This is a genomic window from Metabacillus sp. 84 (genome assembly GCF_050107715.1).
GTDB lineage: Bacteria > Bacillota > Bacilli > Bacillales > Bacillaceae > Metabacillus_B.
Genome location: NZ_JBNILN010000022.1, coordinates 1 through 19,194, shown reverse-complemented (window position 1 = coordinate 19,194; position 19,194 = coordinate 1). Strand labels below are relative to the sequence as shown.

The following is a 19,194-nucleotide window of genomic DNA, read 5'->3' as shown; positions in this document are numbered from 1 at the left end:
ACAAAACTGGGTGGGATTTCTGCACTTAGAACGGCGCGAACATGCTCGAATTATGCCGAAAAGTCTTTATATGAAAAGTACGGACAATAAAATCAGAGTACGGACAATAAAATCAGAATACGGACAATAAAACCCGAATACGGACAATAAAATCAAAGCACCGACCCAATATCGTCAAGTTCAGAAAGCTATTGCAAGCGTCCCCCTGCGATTTAATCGCCGTACACCCTATACTCCTGATTTTTGCGACTTGGCCACAACTATAAGGCCATAAAGGAAGGCAAAAACCATAAAACTGAATTGATTGATCCTTTTCAGCTGGCACTGCCGCTTTATAACGGAAAAGAAAACCAGGCAGCCGGGCCTTAAATGAAAAAGCTGAAAGAGGCAGCGGAAAATGCAGAGGGCGTCCCCGGAATACCAAGGAGGAATGCCCGGTGCTATAAAAAATGCTCCTGACTTTCTAGACAGCAGTTATTTTGCCCGAAAACCGGTTGCTTTAGTATCCGCAGCTGGCGGAGGAAGAGGCGGGATCCATACATTACATCAGATGAGAACCATCATGCAGGCGCTCTGCACCTCCACGATTGCCTGGCAGCTCCCATTGCTTTAATATAAATGAAAAACTTGCCTTAGTGAAAGAGCTAATGGACAAACTTGCTCTTTATGTGGAAATTTCAAAACAAATTTTGAAGCCATACATAAGCAAAAGAAGGAAGGCAGCCGCTCGAGCGGACTGCCTTCCTTTTTTCATTCATCTATGTGAAAGGAACAGCTTGTTCCTGAATTTCAGAATGGGATGCATGGTCAATGTAACGAAGCAGCCCGTAAAGATTTTGTTCAATCATGGTGTAATCATGTTCGAAATTATAAGCATGAAGAAAGTGTTCGATTTTTTTTGAAAGAAAATCATCATGGGTGCGCACCATTAAAATCAGTAAATTATCCCATTGGGATCGATGCGTATAATACAAAGCCTTGTCATAGTCCACCATATCCAACATGATTTCCTCCCTCTTATAGGAGTCCTTCTTAATGTGTGCTGAAAAACCATTCACTTGCAGGGGAAATGTTGCCTTCCCCGCTCCATTCGGCTGGGAGTTACTGTTCAGTATAAGATTATTCGGCTTCAATAAGGGCACAATAAGAACACAAACGAAGCGGAGGAAATGGCATGAAATCATCATTTTTACTAAAGGCGTTTGCCTTCTTCTTATTTGCGGTCTTTTGTGTAGATTCGGCAGGACTTTATTGGCACAAAGAGGAGATGCTGATTGAAGAAGGAGAATATGCGCTTCAAGCTGTGCAGGGAAGCTTTCCAGAGGCGGCCATTCATCATTTTTCCTATGAAGGAAGAAAAACGCATGGAAGGGATGCGATGGATTTCTATCGGGTAGAAGCCGCAGGAAAAAACCGGACCCCTATTACCCTTATAGTAGAAGTGACGGTAAATCGTGAAACAAGCAAACCTAAACGGGCACATGTAAAAAAGATTTGAACGTTTCTTCTTTTCATTCCAGTGGTAAAGGTAGGCATAAGCGGGAAGGAGCGGATCGAACATGTTTCATGAGGTGGAAAAGAAGCTGATTTCCTTATTTCTGAAAAAGGATTGGGATGAGGCTTATGCTTTGCTTGTTCAAGAGGAGCCAAACTACCCTGAAAAGCTTCACAAGTTCAGCTTTTGGAAAGCGTGTCTGCAATGTATACTCAATCAGCAGGAGGATGCAATGAAGACGCTGCAGAACGCCTTTGACCGGGGGTTTTGGTGGAATCCTGATCTGCTAAAAAATGATCCGGACCTGTCTCCTCTTCAGGATAGAAAGTCATTTAACGCTTTAGTTCGGGACTGTGAAAAGCGTAAAGAAGAAGCTTTAAAAGAAGCGAAACCATTGGTGGAATTTCATGGAAGCCAGGATCCATCCGCAGCCATTGTCGTATTGCACGGAAGGGGAGGGAGTATGGAGGACACGATTCCGTATTGGATGAACGAAATGTCTGTTCGGGATTATTTGTTTGCCTTCCCTCAATCCTCTCAGACAGTTGGCTATAATGCGTACAGCTGGGATGATGGGGAGCGGGCGCAAGTTGAGATCAAAGAAGTTATCAGCAAAATACTTAAAGACTACCCGGATGTAAAACGGATTTTGATCGCTGGTTTTTCCCAAGGGGGTAAAACAGCGATTCAATTGGCTTTGTCGGGAGAGCTGGACAGAACAAATGAGTTTTATGCTGTAGTGCCGGCTATTCGGGAAGATGATCTGCATATGAAAGCAGCACCTGGAGTGAGCGGCTGGATCATTGCAGGTACAGAAGATCCATTCTGGGAGGATACCATGGAATTGAAGGAGAGGCTTGAAAAACAGAGGGTTGTTTGCAGATTTATGGAATTCAAAGAAATGGCTCATACGTATCCAGAGCAGTTTTCTGAACTTCTTCAAGAGTCACTGCAATAAGGCTTTAACGTCTTATTGCTTTTTTATGTAAAGGAAGGCAGAACCTTTCCCTTTAATTTGGATAAAATTTTACTGAATCCAAAACGCTTTTATCCGGACGCGGCGGTTTGTTTCCTGATTGGAAAGCCTTCAGCTTTTTGATCCCTTCGTCAAACTGCTGCTTTGACATTTGATTGGACGCGTACATATTATACATAAGCGCAAAAGCGATTGGCATCGTATCTACGTTTACACTTACATCAACGTCAGAATTTCCACTATGGCTTACGGAAGCAAGCTGCACAAGCTCCGTTTGGGAAGGATACTTTTTTCCGTTTCGAAAATCTCTTGGGGTTTCCATACACATTCTCCTTTTCAGGCAGGCAGACAAGAAAATGCCCGCCTGTTTGTCCTTTTTTAATGACGGCCTTTCCCGTCTTCCTCGAAGTTTGCTTTAGCATACTGTTTGTTTTTTTGATAGGTGTGCTGATCCTGGTCGTTATCCTGGTCCTGTCTGGCTTTCGTGTGGGCATCGCTTTCGGAACTGACATAAACTTTTACATAAGAGTTTCCGCTGTCATACACCTTGGCTTCACTTTTTACTGCTGTATCATTATCGGATTCAGAAGCAGATTTATTATAGGCTTTGCTGTTGCTGTCAGAGTAGGCTTTGCTTTTGCTGTCATTGTAAGCTTTGCTGTAGCTGTCTGCATCGCTGTCTGAATAGCTTTTGCTTTTAGAGTGGTTATCCACATTTACATGCTTAGAAAGGTAAGGTTTTTTGTAGCTCATTTAAACACCTCCTTCGTTCTTATTGCTATAGGGTATTCTGATAAGCAGAAGCCTGTCTGTGTGTTTATATGAGCTTTCTATCATTTTTTTTAGAAACTAGCAAAAGCGGTAAAAAAAGAAGCTGTCCCTTATGAATCCGGGACAGCTTTCTGTGATTTGTGTCTTTACATCCTGCTGAGCTGAGCTGTATAGGCGCTGATATCCATTCCAAGGGAATCGGCAAGGCGCTGTCCGTATTCGGCATCTGCCCGGTAAAAGTTGCAGATTACAAGCAGCTTTGTTCGCTCGTGAACATTTTGAAGGTCATCGGTTAAGTTTTTAATTAAATTGTCCTGCTCTTCTTTCGTATAGCTGCGGTATTTTTCACCGGCTTGTTTAAAGTCATTTGGTTTTTCAATTTTTTCCCTCGTAATATAGCCGGACGGCAGCGGCTGAACACTGTCGCGGAAGGCTGGTGCTTCCTGAGGGGCATCGGCATGCCTGGTCGGTTCATAGTTAACAGGTGACGTCTGCTGGTTTGTCTGCATAAATCCATCGCGCTGGTTGTTGCGGACAGGCGCATACGGGCAGTTCACCGGAATCTGCATATAGTTTGGCCCGAGACGGTGGCGCTGAGTATCCGGGTAGGAGAACAAACGGCCTTGAAGAAGTTTGTCTTCAGAGGCTTCAATCCCTGGAACCAATGCGCTGGGGGAGAATGCAGACTGCTCCACATCTGCAAAAAAGTTTTCAGGATTGCGGTTTAACGTCATTGTCCCGGCTTTTTGAAGCGGGTACTCATCCTCAGGCCAGGTTTTCGTTGGATCGCAGGGATCAAAATCAAGGCTGTCGTATTCATCAATAGGCATAATTTGAACGTGAAGCTCCCATTCCGGGAATTCGCCGCGCTCGATTGCGTCATGCAGATCGCGGGTTGCATGGTTAAAATCTGTTTTTTGAATTTCGGCTGCTTCTTCAGCAGTGAGGTTTTTAACACCCTGAACCGGTTTCCAGTGGTATTTCACGTAGACAACATTCCCTTGTGCATTTACCCATTTAAAGGTATGTACGCCGAAGCCCTCCATATGACGGTATCCCGCTGGAGTTCCATAGTCAGAGAACAGGAACGTCATCATATTAGTGGATTCCGGTGTAAGAGACATGAAATCCCAGTAGCGGTCCGGATCCTGAATGTTCGTATCAGGAGCTGGTTTTAAAGCATGGACCATATCCGGAAACTTCATCGCATCCCGGATAAAGAAAACGGGCAAGTGGTTTCCGACAAGGTCATAGTTTCCTTCGTTTGTATAAAATTTAACGGCAAATCCGCGCGGATCGCGAAGAGTTTCAGGCGAACCCTTTGAATGGATAACCGTGGAGAAACGTACGAATACCGGAGTTTCTCTTCCTTCTTCACTTAAGAAATCTGCACGGGTGAACGGGAACATGCTCGTTTCCGTCTTAAACACACCGTAAGCACCGGATCCCCGGGCATGAACGACACGCTCCGGAATCCGCTCCCTGTCAAAGTGCGCAATTTTTTCGAGCAAATGGTAGTCTTCTAAAAGTGTGGGCCCGCGCTGCCCGGCTGTTCTTGAATTTTGGTTATCGCCTACCGGCACACCTTGATTTGTCGTTAAATTTGAACGATTATTTTCTGTCATAGCAAGTCCACCCTTTCTATCAAACAATAATTAATATTATATAGTTTATATTTTAGTAGTCAATATCTAATTATAATTATTTTAATGTAAGAGTGATTTAAAAAAGTTTAGTCTATTTCGGATTACTTGGTAAGCAAGTATAAAAAATACGCTTTGTTATAGCATCGTAATGATGCAGCAGCAGAAGGAGTGAAGCGCAGCGGGACAGGTTAAACACCGCTGGCGCCAAACGGCAAGCAGGCTTACCGCCAGCCCGAGCATAAGGGAACGACTGCCAGCAGCAGCCAACAGACAAATTAAAAATCAGGAGTTGGATGGAAGGGGAGTTAATTGAGAAAAAGCGAAGTATGCTGAAAATAAATGCCTCAAATGCGGGACAGAAAAATTATTCATATAAAAAACCGCCCTTGTGTCACTGTGGTGAGTAACGGGCGGCCATTTTCAGCTGGTGAACAGTACATTTTGCAGCTGTCGCTGATTTTTTACTAAATCAGCAAGCGTGTAGCTGTCTAAAATTTGCATGTAGGACTGAAGCGCTTTATTCAGTACATGTTTCAATCCGCACGCAGGGGATATGACACAATGGTTATTTTCCTGATCAAAGCATTCAACCAGATTAAAATCATCTTCCGTTTTCCGCACAACCGCACCTATATTAATATCGGAAGGATCAAGAGCAAGCTGGATTCCGCCATTTCGACCGCGGGTGGTGTTCAGCAGTCCCATTTTACCGAGATCATACGTCACTTTCATCAAATGGTTCTTGGAGATGCCGTAAACGTCTGCAATTTCTTTGATGTTGGACAGCTTTTCTTTATCCTTCGCTGCAAGATAGATGAGGACCCGCAGCGAATAGTCGGTATAATTAGTCAATCTCATATCTACAACTCCGCTTTAGAATCTTACTTTAATAGTATCACACTGTCGAATTAAATCGAGAAAGAATACTCTAATTCAAGTCTAATTATGAATTTTATGTGAAATGTTTCCTGGAAAGTGATCCAAAACCGTTTTGGAAGGATAAGGAATACAGCTCTCCGTTTCATTTTTTCCTAACCGGGCTCATACATTTAGGTAAGAAAGTGATAAGGGGGAAGAACGTTTGAGCGGATCAGGGCATGAATCCCTTCAGTATGCAATTGAACAGATTACGGAAGTTGCCAACGGGTTTGGACTGGATTACTATCCGATGCGCTACGAAATTTGTCCGGCGGACATTATTTATACTTTTGGTGCCTACGGAATGCCAACCAGATTTTCCCATTGGAGCCATGGTAAGCAGTTTCATAAAATGAAAATTCATTACGATCTGGGTTTAAGCAAAATTTACGAACTGGTTATCAACTCAGATCCGTGCTATGCCTTTTTACTGGATACGAACTCACTTATACAAAACAAATTGATTGTTGCCCATGTACTCGCTCATTGTGACTTCTTTAAAAACAATTGCCGCTTCGGCAACACAAAAAGGGATATGGTTGAAAGCATGGCCGCTACTGCAGAGAGAGTTAAACACTATGAAGTGCTTTATGGAAGAAAAGAGGTTGAGGACTTTCTTGATGCGGTTCTTGCCATTCAGGAACATATTGATCCTTCCCTGATGAGACCAAAGCTCTCCTGGAGCATGGATGATGATGATGAAGAGGATGAGCCGAAAAGCAGTCCATATGACGATTTATGGAAACTCGACAGCAAAAACGAAAAAAATGAGAAGAAAAAGAAACGGAAAAAACATTTTCCCCCTTCTCCTGAGAAGGATCTGCTGCTATTTATAGAAGAATACAGCCGTGAGCTGGAAGATTGGCAGCGTGATATTCTAACGATGATGCGGGAAGAAATGCTGTATTTCTGGCCTCAGCTTGAAACGAAAATCATGAATGAAGGCTGGGCTTCCTACTGGCATCAGCGCATCATGAGAGAGCTTGATCTGACCTCAAGCGAAGCAATCGAATACGCAAAGCTGAACGCTGGTGTGGTTGTTCCATCTAAAACAAGCATCAATCCATATTACCTGGGACTGAAAATCTTTGAGGATATTGAAGAGCGCTATGACAAACCGACCGATGAGATGAAAAGGAACGGCATTAAACCAAACTCAGGCCGCGAGAAAATGTTTGAGGTGCGGGAAATCGAATCAGATATTTCCTTCATCCGGAACTATTTGACAAAAGACCTCGTCCTGCGCGAGGACATGTACCTGTTTCAAAAGCAGGGGAGGGACTACAAAGTCGTCGACAAAGATTGGAAGGGTGTCCGCGATCAGCTCGTGAGCATGCGCGTGAACGGAGGGTTCCCGTATATTACTGTCAATGACGGAGATTACCTGAAAAACAACGAGTTGTATCTTAAGCATTGGTATGAAGACATTGAACTTGATCTTAAGTATCTTGAGAAAGTACTGCCGTATGTTCACAAGCTCTGGGGCCGGCCAGTCCATATGGAAAGCACGCTGGAAGGGAAGAAAGTGCTGTTTACGTATGATGGGAAGAGTGTTAATCGGAAGTATTTGTGACGCAGGGGAGCCGCTTTAGAGCGGCTTTTTGTAATGGAAATCCTTCACCCTTAATTTTAAAAATATTAATAATGACCGTGGTACGTCTTCATCCCAGCGCCAAAGTCATTAGCTTGTTCAGTCAGTAGATACATAGGGTGCAGCATCATAAGAAGTAAGCCCGGTTTTCATCCAGAACTGGGAGGGAGTAATTCCATAATCATTCTAATTGACTGCATAGATCTTTACGAGTGTATTGTAAACGGAAAAGTCTTTTGCTGTAATTTGTCTTTTCTCCAATCTGCCTCTTCTCCCATTAAAAGCTGTTTCCTTTTTATACCCTCTTATAAGCAGAAACCACAGGAATATCGGTTAAGCAAAAGGCTTGTATCAGGATTAATCATGATGGGGGATGTCAGCCATGCGAATAGGATCTTAATAAAATAAGAAAATACATGTATCGCATATATATGACAGCAAATGAAAAAGGAGGTGAAAAATTTTGATATAAGTTATTGCTTATATAAGCGGTTTGTTATATCATGATCCTTGGAGGTGCATCAGATGAAGGTACGGCCTAAAACAATTGATACGGGGCAGGCAACGGTCATAATGAAGCTGCTTGGTGATAAAACGCGGCTTACAATGATGAAAATGCTTCAGAAAAATGAATGCTGTGTGTGTGAATTTACCGTGATTTTTCAAGCCAGCCAGCCTGCAATCAGCCAGCATTTACGAAAATTGAAAGATGCGGGGCTTGTGAAAGAAAAGCGAAATGGGCAGTGGATTTTCTATTCGCTGAACCAGGAAAGTGAAACTTATGAATTTGTTCAAAATCTGCTTGAGTTTATTCCGGATCAAGATCAAAAGCTGAAGGATCTTGAAAGGCAGGGCTTGCGAATAATTTGCGAATAAAGGAGGGACCCTTTTGACATCAGTGATTTTAGCATCTTTGATTTTTCTTCTGACCCTGATTCTTGTGATTTGGCAGCCGAAGAATCTATCCATCGGCTGGTCTGCCTGCGGCGGTGCGGTTCTTGCGCTTATCGTTGGGGTTGTCGACTTTCAGGATGTATGGGATGTAACAGGCATCGTATGGAATGCTACTTTAACCTTTATAGCGGTTATTATTATTTCTTTGATATTAGATGAAATTGGATTCTTTGAATGGTCTGCTCTGCATATGGCGAAAGCGGCAAAAGGCAGCGGAGTCCGCATGTTTGTTTATGTGAGTATTCTGGGAGCTGTAGTCGCTGCTTTCTTTGCTAATGACGGGGCAGCACTTATTCTGACACCGATTGTTCTGGCGATGGTTCGTAATTTAAACTTTGAAGAAAAGTTCGTTTTTCCGTTTATCATCGCTAGCGGATTTATCGCGGATACAACGTCACTTCCGCTTGTCGTCAGTAACCTGGTGAACATTGTATCAGCTGACTTCTTCAATATTGGCTTTGCCGAGTATGCAAGCAGAATGATTGTGCCTAACTTCTTCTCGCTTGCAGCAAGCATCCTGGTTTTGTACCTCTTCTTTAGAAAGAGTATCCCGAAAAATTATGATGTGACCAGTTTGAAACAGCCGAAAGAAGCAATTAGGGATATGAAAATGTTTAAACTTTCATGGATCGTGCTTGGTGTATTGTTAGCTGGATATTTTATTAGTGAACTTATTGGAATTCCAGTGTCAATTATTGCCGGGATTATCGCGATTTTCTTTTTATTCATGGCGAAAAGAAGTCCTGCAGTTCCAACGGGTAAGGTACTAAAGGGCGCTCCATGGGCCATCGTGTTCTTCTCTATCGGGATGTACGTAGTTGTATATGGTCTTCGGAATGCTGGATTGACAAGCGTTCTTGCAGACGTGATACAGGCCGTGGCAGATCAAGGTTTGTTTGCAGCAACGATTGGCATGGGTTTTATTGCGGCGATTCTTTCATCTGTCATGAACAACATGCCGACTGTCATGATTGATGCCCTGGCAATCGCTGATACCGATACCTCAGGCATCACCCGGGAAGCACTCATATATGCAAATGTGATTGGTTCGGATTTGGGGCCGAAAATCACACCGATCGGTTCTCTCGCAACCCTTCTCTGGCTTCATGTTCTTTCGCTGAAGGGTGTTAAAATATCATGGGGAACCTATTTTAGAACGGGAATCATCTTAACAGTCCCGACTCTTCTTATTACGCTAATCGGCCTGTATCTATGGCTGTTGGTTTTCTAAATCCAATACATTCAAAAGGAGACTTACATTATGTCTAAAAAAACACTTTACTTTCTTTGCACAGGAAATTCATGCCGCAGCCAAATGGCAGAAGCATGGGGAAAAAAATACCTTGGGGATGAGTGGAACGTACTTAGCGCCGGTATTGAAGCTCACGGCCTAAATCCCAATGCTGTAAAAGCGATGAATGAGGTTGATATTGATATTACAGATCAAACATCAGACATCATCGATAACGAAATTTTGAATAACGCTGATTTTGTGGTAACACTTTGCGGAGATGCTGCGGACAAGTGTCCAATGACGCCGCCTCACGTCCGCCGTGAGCACTGGGGCTTTGAGGATCCAGCGAAAGCAACTGGTACAGATGAAGAAAAATGGGCTGTATTCCAGCGGGTCCGTGATGAAATAGGGGAACGGATTAAACGTTTTGCGGAAACAGGGAAGTAATCTAATAGCCGGGGGTTCACTCTCGGCTATTTTCTTAAACATAATATAAGCAAATACTTATATGCAGGAGGGGAATAAGATGAGCACGATCCAAATATTTGACCCGGCGATGTGCTGCCCAACAGGTGTATGCGGACCTGGAATTGATCCAGAGCTAACACGTTTGGCTTCAGCCGTTTATACGCTCGGAAATAAAGGCTACAACATTAAGCGGTATAACCTTGCAAACGATCCAGAGGCTTTTTCGACTCATCCGAAAATCTTAGCTTTATTAGAGAAGAATGGCCCCGAAATTCTTCCCGTCACTTTATTGAACGGGGAAATCTATAGGACTCAAACCTATCCTTCTAATGAAGATTTTGCAGAAATCTTTGGTTTTGATGAAAAGGAATTGGTGTTTCAAAAACCGAAAATCCGGCTTAAATTAAACACAGAAAAATAACAACTGGAGGGAATCCGATGACGGAGTTATATCGTCCAAATAATCTTCCTGCTGTTCCTTATTTATTTTTTACAGGTAAGGGAGGAGTCGGCAAGACATCCGTAGCGAGCGCTACAGCTGTATATCTTGCAGATCAGGGAAAAAAGGTTCTAATTGTCAGTACGGACCCAGCCTCTAATCTGCAAGATGTGTTTGAAACAGATTTAACAGATAAACCTAAGCAAATTCAGGGAGTATCAAATTTATATGCTTTAAACTTGGATCCGGAAACGGCTGCGTCTTCTTATCGGGAAAAGGTAGTTGGTCCTTATCGCGGGAAGCTGCCGTCTGCTGTCATTGCCCAAATGGAAGAGCAGATGTCAGGGGCTTGCACAACAGAAATTGCAGCTTTTGATGAATTTACCAACATCTTAATTAATAAAGAAATTTCGGGGGAATTTGATCATATTCTGTTTGACACGGCGCCCACGGGGCACACGCTTAGACTGCTGCAGCTCCCGTCCGCATGGGGGAAATATTTAAAAGAAAGTACCCGCGGTGCATCCTGTTTAGGTCCATTATCTGGACTGGTGGACAAAAAGACTTCTTATTCAGAGGCTGTCAAGGCATTATCCGATCAAGAAAAAACAACCCTGATTCTGGTTGCGAGGCCAGATACTGCTTCTTTGATTGAAGCCGATCGTGCTGCAGGCGAGCTGAAAGAAATCGGAATCCGTAATCAGCTCCTGATTATTAATGGCGTGCTGCAATCGAAATGGAATGATGATGAGGTTTCAAGCACATTTTATAATCGTCAGAGAGAAGCTTTGAAAAAAATTCCTTCCTCTTTAGAGCAAATCATGAATTACCAGTTGCCTTTTGTTCCTTATTCATTAACGGGGATTCAAAGATTGCGTAATCTTTTTCTGCCGCAGACGGATTATCTGGAAGATGATATTCCTAATGATGAGGCCGCTTTTAACATGCATGGACTGACTGAAATGGTTGAACGTTTCTCAGCACAAAACACCCGTGTGATTTTTACAATGGGAAAAGGAGGAGTCGGTAAAACTACGGTTGCATCTGCAATTGCAGTCGGACTTGCAGAAAAAGGGCACAGCGTCCATTTGACGACAACTGATCCAGCAGCACATCTCGATTATATGTTCAGCAACTCCAAAATGAAAGACACTCTTACTATCAGCAGAATTCATCCTGAAACAGAAGTTCAAAAGTATAAGAGCGAAGTGATCTCCAAAAGTGAAAAAGAACTGGATGAAGAAAGCCTTGCCTATTTAGAGGAAGATCTTAGTTCTCCTTGTACAGAGGAAATAGCCGTCTTCAGAGCCTTTGCAGATGTGGTGGACCGTTCTGAGCAGGATATTGTGATTATTGATACGGCACCAACCGGGCATACTTTATTACTTTTGGATGCAACAGAGGCCTATCATAGAGAAATGGAAAGAGCATCAGGAGAAGTGCCGGATAGTGTGAAGAAGCTGCTCCCAAGACTTAGAAATCATAAGGAAACAGCTGTGGTTATTGTCACTTTGCCTGAAGCAACCCCTGTTTTTGAAGCGAATCGATTGCAAGCTGATTTGAAGAGGGCAAGCATTGTACCTCAATGGTGGGTAATTAATCAAAGTTTACTGGCTGCAGAAACGAAAGATCCAATACTGAAAAGCAAAGCCCATTCAGAAAAACAATGGATCCAGCGCGTCTATACAGAATTAGGGCAAAATACAGCCATCATTCCTTGGATGGAGGACGAAAAGATTGGATACAATAAGCTTTTAGAATATCTGGTGTAGCACATTTTCTGCAAACGGAGGATTTGTAATGAATAGAGTTGTAATACTTGGTACTGGTCCAGCAGGTTTAACCGCCGCTATCTATTTAGCGAGAGCAAATATGAGCCCCTTGATCATAGAAGGAGATCAGCCAGGAGGCCAATTGACACTGACAACAGAAGTTGAGAATTTTCCTGGTTTTGTTGATGGAATTACGGGTCCTGTGCTCATGGACAATATGAGGAAGCAAGCCGAACGATTTGGAGCTGAATTTAAAAGAGGCTGGGTCACATCTGTTGATTTTAATGATCGTCCCTTCAAACTGCAAGTTAATGGTGTTGGGGAGGTTATTACAGACTCGCTTATCATATCAACTGGTGCATCAGCCAGGCTTCTTGGAATTCCAGGAGAAAAAGAAAACATTGGTTCGGGTGTGAGCACCTGTGCAACGTGTGATGGATTTTTTTACCGAGGAAAGAAAGTTGTGATTGTAGGCGGCGGAGATTCTGCAATGGAAGAAGCGAGTTTTCTTACAAAATTTGCATCAGAGGTAGTTGTAGTACATCGACGTAAGGAGCTAAGGGCTTCAAAAATTATGCAGGACCGTGCGAAGCAAAATCCTAAAATTACGTGGAGTTTGGATTCAACTCCAATTGAAGTGATGAGTGATGGTCAAAAAGTATCAGCCTTAAAAGTAATCGACAATGTGACGGGGACAGAAAAGCTGATTGAAACAGATGGAATATTTGTAGCCATTGGCCATAACCCGAATACAGCCTTTCTTGGGGGACAAATTGATACAGATGCCGCAGGCTACATAAATGTGGTGCCTGGCACGACTAAAACAAGTGTGGAAGGCGTCTTTGCGTGCGGAGATGTGCAGGATAAAGATTACCGCCAGGCCATTACCGCAGCAGGCTCTGGATGTATGGCAGCATTAGACACTGAACGTTATCTTGAAGGGCAAGCAATCCATGACTGGAGCGAGTCTCTGTCTGAATAGGGAGGAAGAATGAGAATGGAAAAGAAATCATACCAGGAGTTAGTGAAAAACCGCATCTTTATCGGGGGTGCAGATGATATCAGTGAATTATTGGAAAATGAAAAGATTGATGTCATTTACGACTTAAGAGCAGAATCAAAAAACAATCATCATCTGGATAACAGAATACATCTTCCAATTGTCGATGATAAAGAGAAGCAGGATGAATCCGTTAAACGGGCATTGGACGAAGTCAAAAAAGCCTATGATGAAAACAAGAATATTTATTTTCATTGCTCTGGCGGAAAAAATCGAACAGGAACCGTTGCAATTGGGACTTTGATGAACTTGGGTCTTGCCGGTTCAATAGAAGAAGCAGAAGAAAAAGCGAAATCCATTCGTGCGGCAATTCAAGTGAAGCCCGAAATGAAAGATACCCTAAAGCGTCTATATTCATAGGAACGAGGTGCATTTTTATGGAGATTACAAATGAAGCTAAGCAACAGCTAATTCTAGCAATGGAAGAGAATCAGGCAAATTGCGTGAGGATTTATTTCATGGGCCAGGGGTGCTGTGGACCACAAATAGGATTAGGACTTGATGAGCCTAACCAAGATGACCAAGTTTATCAAATTAACGGTATTCAAATAGCTATTGATCAGTTGGCTGCGGATGCCGCAAAAGATATAACCCTTGATTTTCAGGAAAATGGTTTTATGCTAATTGGTCTCCCAGAGAACAATTGCTAAAAATAATAATAAGAATTAGAGGAGGAATGAAAATGTTGGGTTCACCGTGCAGTAGCTATGGGGCTTTTATTAGAGAAAAAAGGCTTGAACTTGGTTTAACCGAAGAAGAGTTTGCGGAAAAGCTGAATTTTACCAAACCTTACATTGAAAGAATTGAACGGGGAGAGGTTTATCCATCAGAGACTCTGGTAGCTATGCTGTCAAGCGAGCTTGGTATTCCATTTAAAGAGCTTAATCATGTTATTTGGTGTGATCCTCCCAATTTAGTATGTAGCTGAATCCGATGAGTTACGAATGTCAGGAGAGCTGAGCCTATGCTGGATCAAAAAATCAGTATAGCGAAAAGGTATTTTTTATTGGGTTTCTGTTAGATAAAACTATTGATAATTATACAATGAGGTTGAGAAAAAAGGTTATCAACAAAAGAAAAGTCCGAACTATTGTTTAATTCGAATTCGAACTTCGTATAAGTTCGGATTTTTTTTATGGTTTCCACCTCGCGACGTCTATCGCCATCGCTACAGCAAAAACCGGATGAGCCCTATTCCAGAAAGTACCATGACCTAATCCGGAATTTTAAGTTGAGCCCGTTTAGAAAACGTTTGGAAAGCAGGATCAAACATTAAAGTAAATACAGATAGTAAATCATAGATATAAAATTAGGTACCTGCCCATTGATCAGGAAAACGCTGAGCTGTTATTCCGAATAGCCTATTAGCGATATAAATACGAAGCACCTTCTTTACAACGAATGTAAATTTTAAGTAGTGGAATGAAGTCTTTTAGGAGCCAAAGCTTTTGAATGCCATTTTACACGAGGTTCTACACTACGCCACGGTAGTAATCATTGCAGGCCAATTTGGGTAAAGAATCATTGTAAATGAATGACTCTGTACATCTTTAAACAAGCAAAAGTGTATAAATTTGTGTCTCGGAAGTAACTATTACTTCATCAACTTTACATTTTCAGGTGTACTGCCGCTACACCAATTTAAAAAATTGTAGAAACAGAAAAGTTTCTTAACACTTGACCAGCTTGAATATAAGCTAAATAAAGAAAGGGGGGTAATTTTTCTATGGCTGACAATCAATCTTTTCACCAATGAAATAATCAGAAGCCATCGAAATTACAGCAATCTAAATATAAGCTACTACAAGCTTACTCCTGTTTAGAAAGAATACAGCCACCTCAGGGCTGTAACTTTACCCTCCACAATGCAAATGCTCAACAGGCCCGAGTAATTTCATACGGGGAGAAGAATTAATTTTCTTGGCAGATTCCAGTGCTCCTGGTCCCGGTGACGGAACTCCTTCTGATCCATTTAATTCATTACAAGATGCAGTTACAGCTATAGGATAAGCAATATAAATAAATGAGGCTGGGACAAAACCCAGCTTCATATAAATGAGTATTATACTGTGAATCATTAAACGGAAATTATGTGATTTACATTGAGATTTTATTTTCACTTTTGCATTTTTTTAGCTTATAGAATATCCCGCTAAAGTGGATTTAAATCTTAAAATTCTGCCAGTATGTCTTTCAATTCTTTTTCATAGGCTACAAGCTCAGTATAAACGCCTTTTGGAAGTGCCTTAAACCCTCCGGCTTTTTTAATTTCAGCAGCCTTGACTTTAAGGCCTTCCAATTTGCTGAACTCAGCATTGGCTTCCTCTTTTAAGCCTGCCTCAGCAAGATCATAGACCGTATCCAGCAAACGCAATTGTTCGATTTCGTATTTAATGCGCTGTGAAGTCGATTTCGCCGGGCTCACAAATTCTTTCAGAAGCTCAGTACGGTTTGTCCTGCCAGACACATGCCCGATTTTTATTTCGGTTTGTTTAAGATACCGGTTCATGTCATCATAGAATGCATCTGCCGTGTACAGATCTGCTTCTGAATCAATGGAATACTGGACGGTGTACTCATAAATGCTTAAGTTTACCCCTGCAGCAATGGCTTCTCCCATACGCAGGTCAGCAGTCACCGAAGCTGGAAGCGGCTTAAATCCACCTGCTTTTTTCACTTCTGCCGTACGCACAGCCAATCTTTCGAATTTGGCCATATCTGAATCATACGTTTCGTACTCTTCCTCTGCGTATAGACGATCCAATATTTTATTAAGAAATCTGAATTGGGATACTTCATACATCGTTCTGGATTTTTCTACTTTTGCCGGGGTAATGTATTTGGCAAGAAATGCTGCCCGTTTTGATGCCCCGTATACTTTTCCGATACTCTTTTCTACAATGGATACCTGCTTTGTAAACCCGTCATATTTATTGCTGATTGCTTCAATATCTCCGCTGGAAATAGCCTTTTGGTAGGCTGCCAGCACTTTTGCCAGAATGTCCCCTTGCTTGACCGCTTCCTTATACGAAGAAGTGGAAACAGCTGCAGCGGCATGAGCGGTAGACGCAGGTACGGAAGCGGATACAATCGGTGCCGCCAGCATAGCTGCTGCGATCCCTGTAATAAGCATTTTTCTCAATTCATGATCCCCCTGAAAATTTTCTTGTAATCTTCATCATTATAAGACCGAATAAAACAATAATCATGGGTATAAATTACTATTAATTGTAATATAATAGTTAATTTAGAATAGCCTTTAAAGCGCCATCTAGAGTAAAAAAGAATAATAGAAAAGTTAAAAAATAGGATAAGTGAACATTCCTTTACATAGGGAGCTGTTCAGGCTAAACAGGATGCAGCTTACTTTAATCCGGTTATCACAAGTTACCTGCAAGTATAGTCTATGCAGCTCGTCCATGCAGCTGAGCCAAAAACTGTTCAAGTTCATTTTTTTCCTCACGTTTGCCAATGGTGTTGATAAGAAAAATCAATGGAAGGGACAATGTGCACAGGAAAGCGGGGTACGAGCATCTTTAAGGCATCTTTATTAAAAGGACAAAAAAGAGTGAAAAACAATAATGGATCAAAAAAGCCGATTATCCATTTCACATCTCATTTATTCTAAATAAATGGATAATTTCAACACATAACACTCCTGCAGTTATAAAAAAAGAGGATGGGACTAAAGGTTCTCAGCTAATAAAGAAACCGAACTATTATTTGAAACTCTGGTATAGAGCTTCGTAATAGTTCGGTTTTATTATTTTTTATGTTTTTTCCAAAGAAATATTCGGCTTTAAGGACAACAATTCCCTCTCTTTTTAATGGCTTGCCGCCTTTGCATCCGGACGGTTGTATACGGCCGTTTTTTCAATCAGTTCGGAGCTTTTGGCATTCAGTCCGATCACTTGGACGTCATTTTGATTTTGTCTTAGCTTCAATACTATTTTATCTATAGCGCCGACCCCCGAATCATCCCAAATGTGGGCATGGGTAAGGTCGAGCAGGATGTTTTTGCTGCAATCGGTAAGATCTATTTGAGCGACTAAATCAGTTACGGATGCGAAAAAAATCTGCCCGCTGACTGTGTAAGTTTTACTGGCGTGGTTCTCTGAATGAGTGACGTGCACTTTTGAGATTTGTCCCGCAAAAAATACCGCACTTAGAATAACACCCGCAAGTACGCCTTTGGATAAATCATGGGTGATGACCACCGTGCCTACCGTCACAAGCATGACTGCAGAATCCGTTTTCGGTACTTTATGAAGCCGGGTAAGAGAGGTCCAGTCAAAGGTCCCTATGGAAACCATAATCATGACCCCTACAAGGGCAGCCATTGGAATTTGAATCAGGATATCATTTAACAGGACAATGAGAACAAGCAGGAAAACACCGGCAACAAGAGTCGAAAGTCTGCCTCTTCCTCCTGATTTAACATTGATAACAGACTGCCCGATCATTGCACATCCCGCCATTCCGCCGAAGAAGCCGGCAGCGATATTCGCAATGCCCTGCCCTTTTGCTTCTCTGTTTTTATCACTTCCTGTGTCTGTCATATCATCGACAATTTGGGCTGTGAGAAGGGATTCCAGCAATCCTACGAAGGCAAGTGCGATGGAATATGGAAAAATAATCTGCAGTGTTTCAAACGTCAGCGGGATATCCGGAAGCAGGAAAACAGGCAAAGATTGTGAAAGCTCTCCCATGTCTCCCACCGTCCTTACACCGGAGCCGGTCAGCACCGCAACCACCGTAATCACAATGATTGCCACTAATGGAGAAGGGATGGCTTTCGTTACAAGAGGCAGCAGATAAATAATTGCAAGTGCCCCGGCAGCCATCGCGTACATCGGCCATGATTCTCCAGCAAAATGCGGAAGCTGGGAAGAGAAAATTAAGATGGCAAGTGCATTGACAAAGCCGATCATAACCGGGCGGGGAATGAACTTCATGACTCTGCCAAATTTAAGGATACCGAGTACAATTTGAATAATTCCTGTTAAAATCGTAGCGGCTAACAGGTACTGTAAACCGTGATCCGCCACGAGAGAGCCCATTACAAGAGCCATCGCTCCGGTTGCAGCAGAAATCATGCCGGGCCTTCCTCCAACGAAGGCAATCACGACAGCAATACAAAAGGAGGCATAGAGTCCAATCATTGGATCCACCCCTGCAATAATAGAAAAGGCAATGGCCTCAGGAATAAGAGCGAGCGCTACGACAATACCTGAAAGAACATCACCCTTCACATTGCCGAACCATTGCTGTTTAATTGTTTGATTCAAAAGCAAAACACCTCTTCTAATCTATTTAATGACTTTCAACTCTCATGAAAGCCGGGGCCGTTGGTAACAAAAGCGATTATAACATGATTTTTTTGGCAATGGTAACTTAATGTAAACGGAAACTTATATACTTATCTATGAAAATCGCTGGTTTTCTCCTCATATCTATAAGAGGGAATTATCTGTTGAAGGGAACTTTGTCATCGTATGAATGGAAAAAACGAGTTAAGGCTCTTGTTAAAGAGGATTCAGTATAATAAGCAAGTGACTTTGAATCATGAGTTTAAAAGCATGATGCTGAATGTGGAGCGAAAGGCTGAAGGAGTGAGAGTCCTGCGGGGGAAGCGGTACAGGTGAGACCAGGCCAGTGGAGAATCCAGGCCACTTCACGCCTATGGATAAGCATACGCCTGAGAGATGCAATCAACAGTCAAATTTTACAGATTTTCCGAACAGGAAAGCCCATTCCTTTAGGTGTGGGATGAAAGTGAGGTCGGATACGGAGTACCACTGAAAACCGTAAGGTTTGTGGTGCTTCAAGTATCCGAAATGTTTTGTTCTTTTTTTTATTGTCGCATTGAA

At 42.4% G+C, this 19,194-nt stretch carries 20 protein-coding genes; 13 read left to right on the top strand and 7 right to left on the bottom strand.

The window, feature by feature from the left end; genetic code table 11:
* Positions 1 to 397 precede the first annotated feature (397 nt).
* Positions 398 to 613 (top strand): NADPH-dependent FMN reductase, encoded by a 216-nt coding sequence (locus ACQCV8_RS19805; RefSeq protein WP_426847186.1) that lies wholly within the window; start codon positions 398 to 400, stop codon positions 611 to 613.
* Positions 614 to 758: 145 nt separating this feature from the next.
* On the opposite strand, the gene ACQCV8_RS19800 is transcribed toward ACQCV8_RS19805, so the two are convergent.
* Positions 759 to 1,001 carry a YhdB family protein gene (locus ACQCV8_RS19800; RefSeq protein WP_426847188.1) on the bottom strand — a complete coding sequence of 81 codons (243 nt, stop codon included), beginning with the start codon at positions 999 to 1,001 and terminating at the stop codon, positions 759 to 761.
* A 173-nt stretch (positions 1,002 to 1,174) separates the two neighbouring features.
* Between ACQCV8_RS19800 and ACQCV8_RS19795 the strand changes: the two genes are divergently transcribed.
* Both ACQCV8_RS19795 and ACQCV8_RS19790 read left to right on the top strand, forming a co-directional pair.
* A complete protein-coding gene (locus tag ACQCV8_RS19795) occupies positions 1,175 to 1,498 on the top strand; it encodes a DUF3889 domain-containing protein (protein ID WP_426847185.1) in 324 nt (107 codons plus the stop codon).
* A 61-nt stretch (positions 1,499 to 1,559) separates the two neighbouring features.
* Positions 1,560 to 2,453, top strand: a complete 894-nt coding sequence (locus ACQCV8_RS19790) for an alpha/beta hydrolase (RefSeq protein WP_426847184.1) — start codon at positions 1,560 to 1,562, stop codon at positions 2,451 to 2,453.
* Positions 2,454 to 2,505: 52 nt separating this feature from the next.
* Here the strand turns inward: ACQCV8_RS19790 and ACQCV8_RS19785 are convergent, their stop codons facing one another.
* From ACQCV8_RS19785 to ACQCV8_RS19770, 4 genes are all read right to left on the bottom strand, one after another.
* Positions 2,506 to 2,793 carry a hypothetical protein gene (locus ACQCV8_RS19785; protein WP_426847183.1) on the bottom strand — a complete coding sequence of 96 codons (288 nt, stop codon included), beginning with the start codon at positions 2,791 to 2,793 and terminating at the stop codon, positions 2,506 to 2,508.
* A 56-nt stretch (positions 2,794 to 2,849) separates the two neighbouring features.
* The gene (locus ACQCV8_RS19780; RefSeq protein ID WP_426847182.1) at positions 2,850 to 3,224 is read right to left on the bottom strand and encodes a hypothetical protein; all 375 of its coding nucleotides are present in this window, start codon (positions 3,222 to 3,224) and stop codon (positions 2,850 to 2,852) included.
* A 164-nt stretch (positions 3,225 to 3,388) separates the two neighbouring features.
* Positions 3,389 to 4,867 (bottom strand): catalase, encoded by a 1,479-nt coding sequence (locus ACQCV8_RS19775; RefSeq protein ID WP_426847181.1) that lies wholly within the window; start codon positions 4,865 to 4,867, stop codon positions 3,389 to 3,391.
* Positions 4,868 to 5,308: 441 nt separating this feature from the next.
* Positions 5,309 to 5,746 (bottom strand): RrF2 family transcriptional regulator, encoded by a 438-nt coding sequence (locus ACQCV8_RS19770; protein WP_426847180.1) that lies wholly within the window; start codon positions 5,744 to 5,746, stop codon positions 5,309 to 5,311.
* Between the two features lie 223 nt (positions 5,747 to 5,969).
* Between ACQCV8_RS19770 and ACQCV8_RS19765 the strand changes: the two genes are divergently transcribed.
* The 10 genes from ACQCV8_RS19765 to ACQCV8_RS19720 all read left to right on the top strand — a co-directional run bounded on the left by ACQCV8_RS19765 (position 5,970) and on the right by ACQCV8_RS19720 (position 14,252).
* The gene (locus ACQCV8_RS19765) at positions 5,970 to 7,379 is read left to right on the top strand and encodes a SpoVR family protein (protein WP_426847179.1); all 1,410 of its coding nucleotides are present in this window, start codon (positions 5,970 to 5,972) and stop codon (positions 7,377 to 7,379) included.
* Positions 7,380 to 7,922: 543 nt separating this feature from the next.
* Positions 7,923 to 8,273, top strand: a complete 351-nt coding sequence (locus tag ACQCV8_RS19760; RefSeq protein WP_426847178.1) for an ArsR/SmtB family transcription factor — start codon at positions 7,923 to 7,925, stop codon at positions 8,271 to 8,273.
* 13 nt (positions 8,274 to 8,286) lie between these two features.
* Positions 8,287 to 9,582, top strand: a complete 1,296-nt coding sequence (locus tag ACQCV8_RS19755) for an arsenic transporter (RefSeq protein ID WP_426847177.1) — start codon at positions 8,287 to 8,289, stop codon at positions 9,580 to 9,582.
* Between the two features lie 30 nt (positions 9,583 to 9,612).
* The gene (gene arsC, locus ACQCV8_RS19750) at positions 9,613 to 10,032 is read left to right on the top strand and encodes an arsenate reductase (thioredoxin) (RefSeq protein ID WP_426847176.1); all 420 of its coding nucleotides are present in this window, start codon (positions 9,613 to 9,615) and stop codon (positions 10,030 to 10,032) included.
* A gap of 79 nt (positions 10,033 to 10,111) precedes the next feature.
* Positions 10,112 to 10,474: an arsenite efflux transporter metallochaperone ArsD gene (gene arsD, locus ACQCV8_RS19745; protein ID WP_426847175.1), complete on the top strand. Its 363-nt coding sequence runs from the start codon at positions 10,112 to 10,114 to the stop codon at positions 10,472 to 10,474.
* 17 nt (positions 10,475 to 10,491) lie between these two features.
* Positions 10,492 to 12,264 carry an arsenical pump-driving ATPase gene (gene arsA / locus ACQCV8_RS19740; protein ID WP_426847174.1) on the top strand — a complete coding sequence of 591 codons (1,773 nt, stop codon included), beginning with the start codon at positions 10,492 to 10,494 and terminating at the stop codon, positions 12,262 to 12,264.
* Between the two features lie 28 nt (positions 12,265 to 12,292).
* Positions 12,293 to 13,246, top strand: coding sequence for a thioredoxin-disulfide reductase (gene trxB / locus ACQCV8_RS19735; RefSeq protein ID WP_426847173.1), 954 nt, complete (start codon positions 12,293 to 12,295; stop codon positions 13,244 to 13,246).
* Between the two features lie 15 nt (positions 13,247 to 13,261).
* Positions 13,262 to 13,684 carry a protein-tyrosine phosphatase family protein gene (locus tag ACQCV8_RS19730; protein WP_426847172.1) on the top strand — a complete coding sequence of 141 codons (423 nt, stop codon included), beginning with the start codon at positions 13,262 to 13,264 and terminating at the stop codon, positions 13,682 to 13,684.
* A 17-nt stretch (positions 13,685 to 13,701) separates the two neighbouring features.
* Positions 13,702 to 13,974 carry an adhesin gene (locus ACQCV8_RS19725; RefSeq protein WP_426847171.1) on the top strand — a complete coding sequence of 91 codons (273 nt, stop codon included), beginning with the start codon at positions 13,702 to 13,704 and terminating at the stop codon, positions 13,972 to 13,974.
* A 32-nt stretch (positions 13,975 to 14,006) separates the two neighbouring features.
* Entirely contained in the window at positions 14,007 to 14,252 is a 246-nt protein-coding gene (locus ACQCV8_RS19720) for a helix-turn-helix domain-containing protein (protein WP_426847170.1), read from the top strand.
* 1,242 nt (positions 14,253 to 15,494) lie between these two features.
* Here ACQCV8_RS19720 and ACQCV8_RS19715 read toward each other — a convergent pair.
* Together ACQCV8_RS19715 and ACQCV8_RS19710 are read right to left on the bottom strand one after the other, a co-directional pair.
* Entirely contained in the window at positions 15,495 to 16,457 is a 963-nt protein-coding gene (locus tag ACQCV8_RS19715; protein WP_426847187.1) for a hypothetical protein, read from the bottom strand.
* A 691-nt stretch (positions 16,458 to 17,148) separates the two neighbouring features.
* Positions 17,149 to 18,618: a SulP family inorganic anion transporter gene (locus ACQCV8_RS19710; RefSeq protein WP_426847169.1), complete on the bottom strand. Its 1,470-nt coding sequence runs from the start codon at positions 18,616 to 18,618 to the stop codon at positions 17,149 to 17,151.
* Between the last annotated feature and the right edge of the window lie 576 nt (positions 18,619 to 19,194).

Coding starts and splice junctions, on each gene's coding strand:
- ACQCV8_RS19805 (WP_426847186.1), top strand. CDS start 398: ATGCAGAGGGCGTCCCCGGAATACCAAGGAGGAATGCCCGGTGCTATA.
- ACQCV8_RS19795 (WP_426847185.1), top strand. CDS start 1,175: ATGAAATCATCATTTTTACTAAAGGCGTTTGCCTTCTTCTTATTTGCG.
- ACQCV8_RS19790 (WP_426847184.1), top strand. CDS start 1,560: ATGTTTCATGAGGTGGAAAAGAAGCTGATTTCCTTATTTCTGAAAAAG.
- ACQCV8_RS19785 (WP_426847183.1), bottom strand. CDS start 2,793: ATGGAAACCCCAAGAGATTTTCGAAACGGAAAAAAGTATCCTTCCCAA.
- ACQCV8_RS19780 (WP_426847182.1), bottom strand. CDS start 3,224: ATGAGCTACAAAAAACCTTACCTTTCTAAGCATGTAAATGTGGATAAC.
- ACQCV8_RS19775 (WP_426847181.1), bottom strand. CDS start 4,867: ATGACAGAAAATAATCGTTCAAATTTAACGACAAATCAAGGTGTGCCG.
- ACQCV8_RS19770 (WP_426847180.1), bottom strand. CDS start 5,746: ATGAGATTGACTAATTATACCGACTATTCGCTGCGGGTCCTCATCTAT.
- ACQCV8_RS19760 (WP_426847178.1), top strand. CDS start 7,923: ATGAAGGTACGGCCTAAAACAATTGATACGGGGCAGGCAACGGTCATA.
- arsC (WP_426847176.1), top strand. CDS start 9,613: ATGTCTAAAAAAACACTTTACTTTCTTTGCACAGGAAATTCATGCCGC.
- arsD (WP_426847175.1), top strand. CDS start 10,112: ATGAGCACGATCCAAATATTTGACCCGGCGATGTGCTGCCCAACAGGT.
- arsA (WP_426847174.1), top strand. CDS start 10,492: ATGACGGAGTTATATCGTCCAAATAATCTTCCTGCTGTTCCTTATTTA.
- trxB (WP_426847173.1), top strand. CDS start 12,293: ATGAATAGAGTTGTAATACTTGGTACTGGTCCAGCAGGTTTAACCGCC.
- ACQCV8_RS19730 (WP_426847172.1), top strand. CDS start 13,262: ATGGAAAAGAAATCATACCAGGAGTTAGTGAAAAACCGCATCTTTATC.
- ACQCV8_RS19725 (WP_426847171.1), top strand. CDS start 13,702: ATGGAGATTACAAATGAAGCTAAGCAACAGCTAATTCTAGCAATGGAA.
- ACQCV8_RS19720 (WP_426847170.1), top strand. CDS start 14,007: ATGTTGGGTTCACCGTGCAGTAGCTATGGGGCTTTTATTAGAGAAAAA.
- ACQCV8_RS19715 (WP_426847187.1), bottom strand. CDS start 16,457: ATGCTTATTACAGGGATCGCAGCAGCTATGCTGGCGGCACCGATTGTA.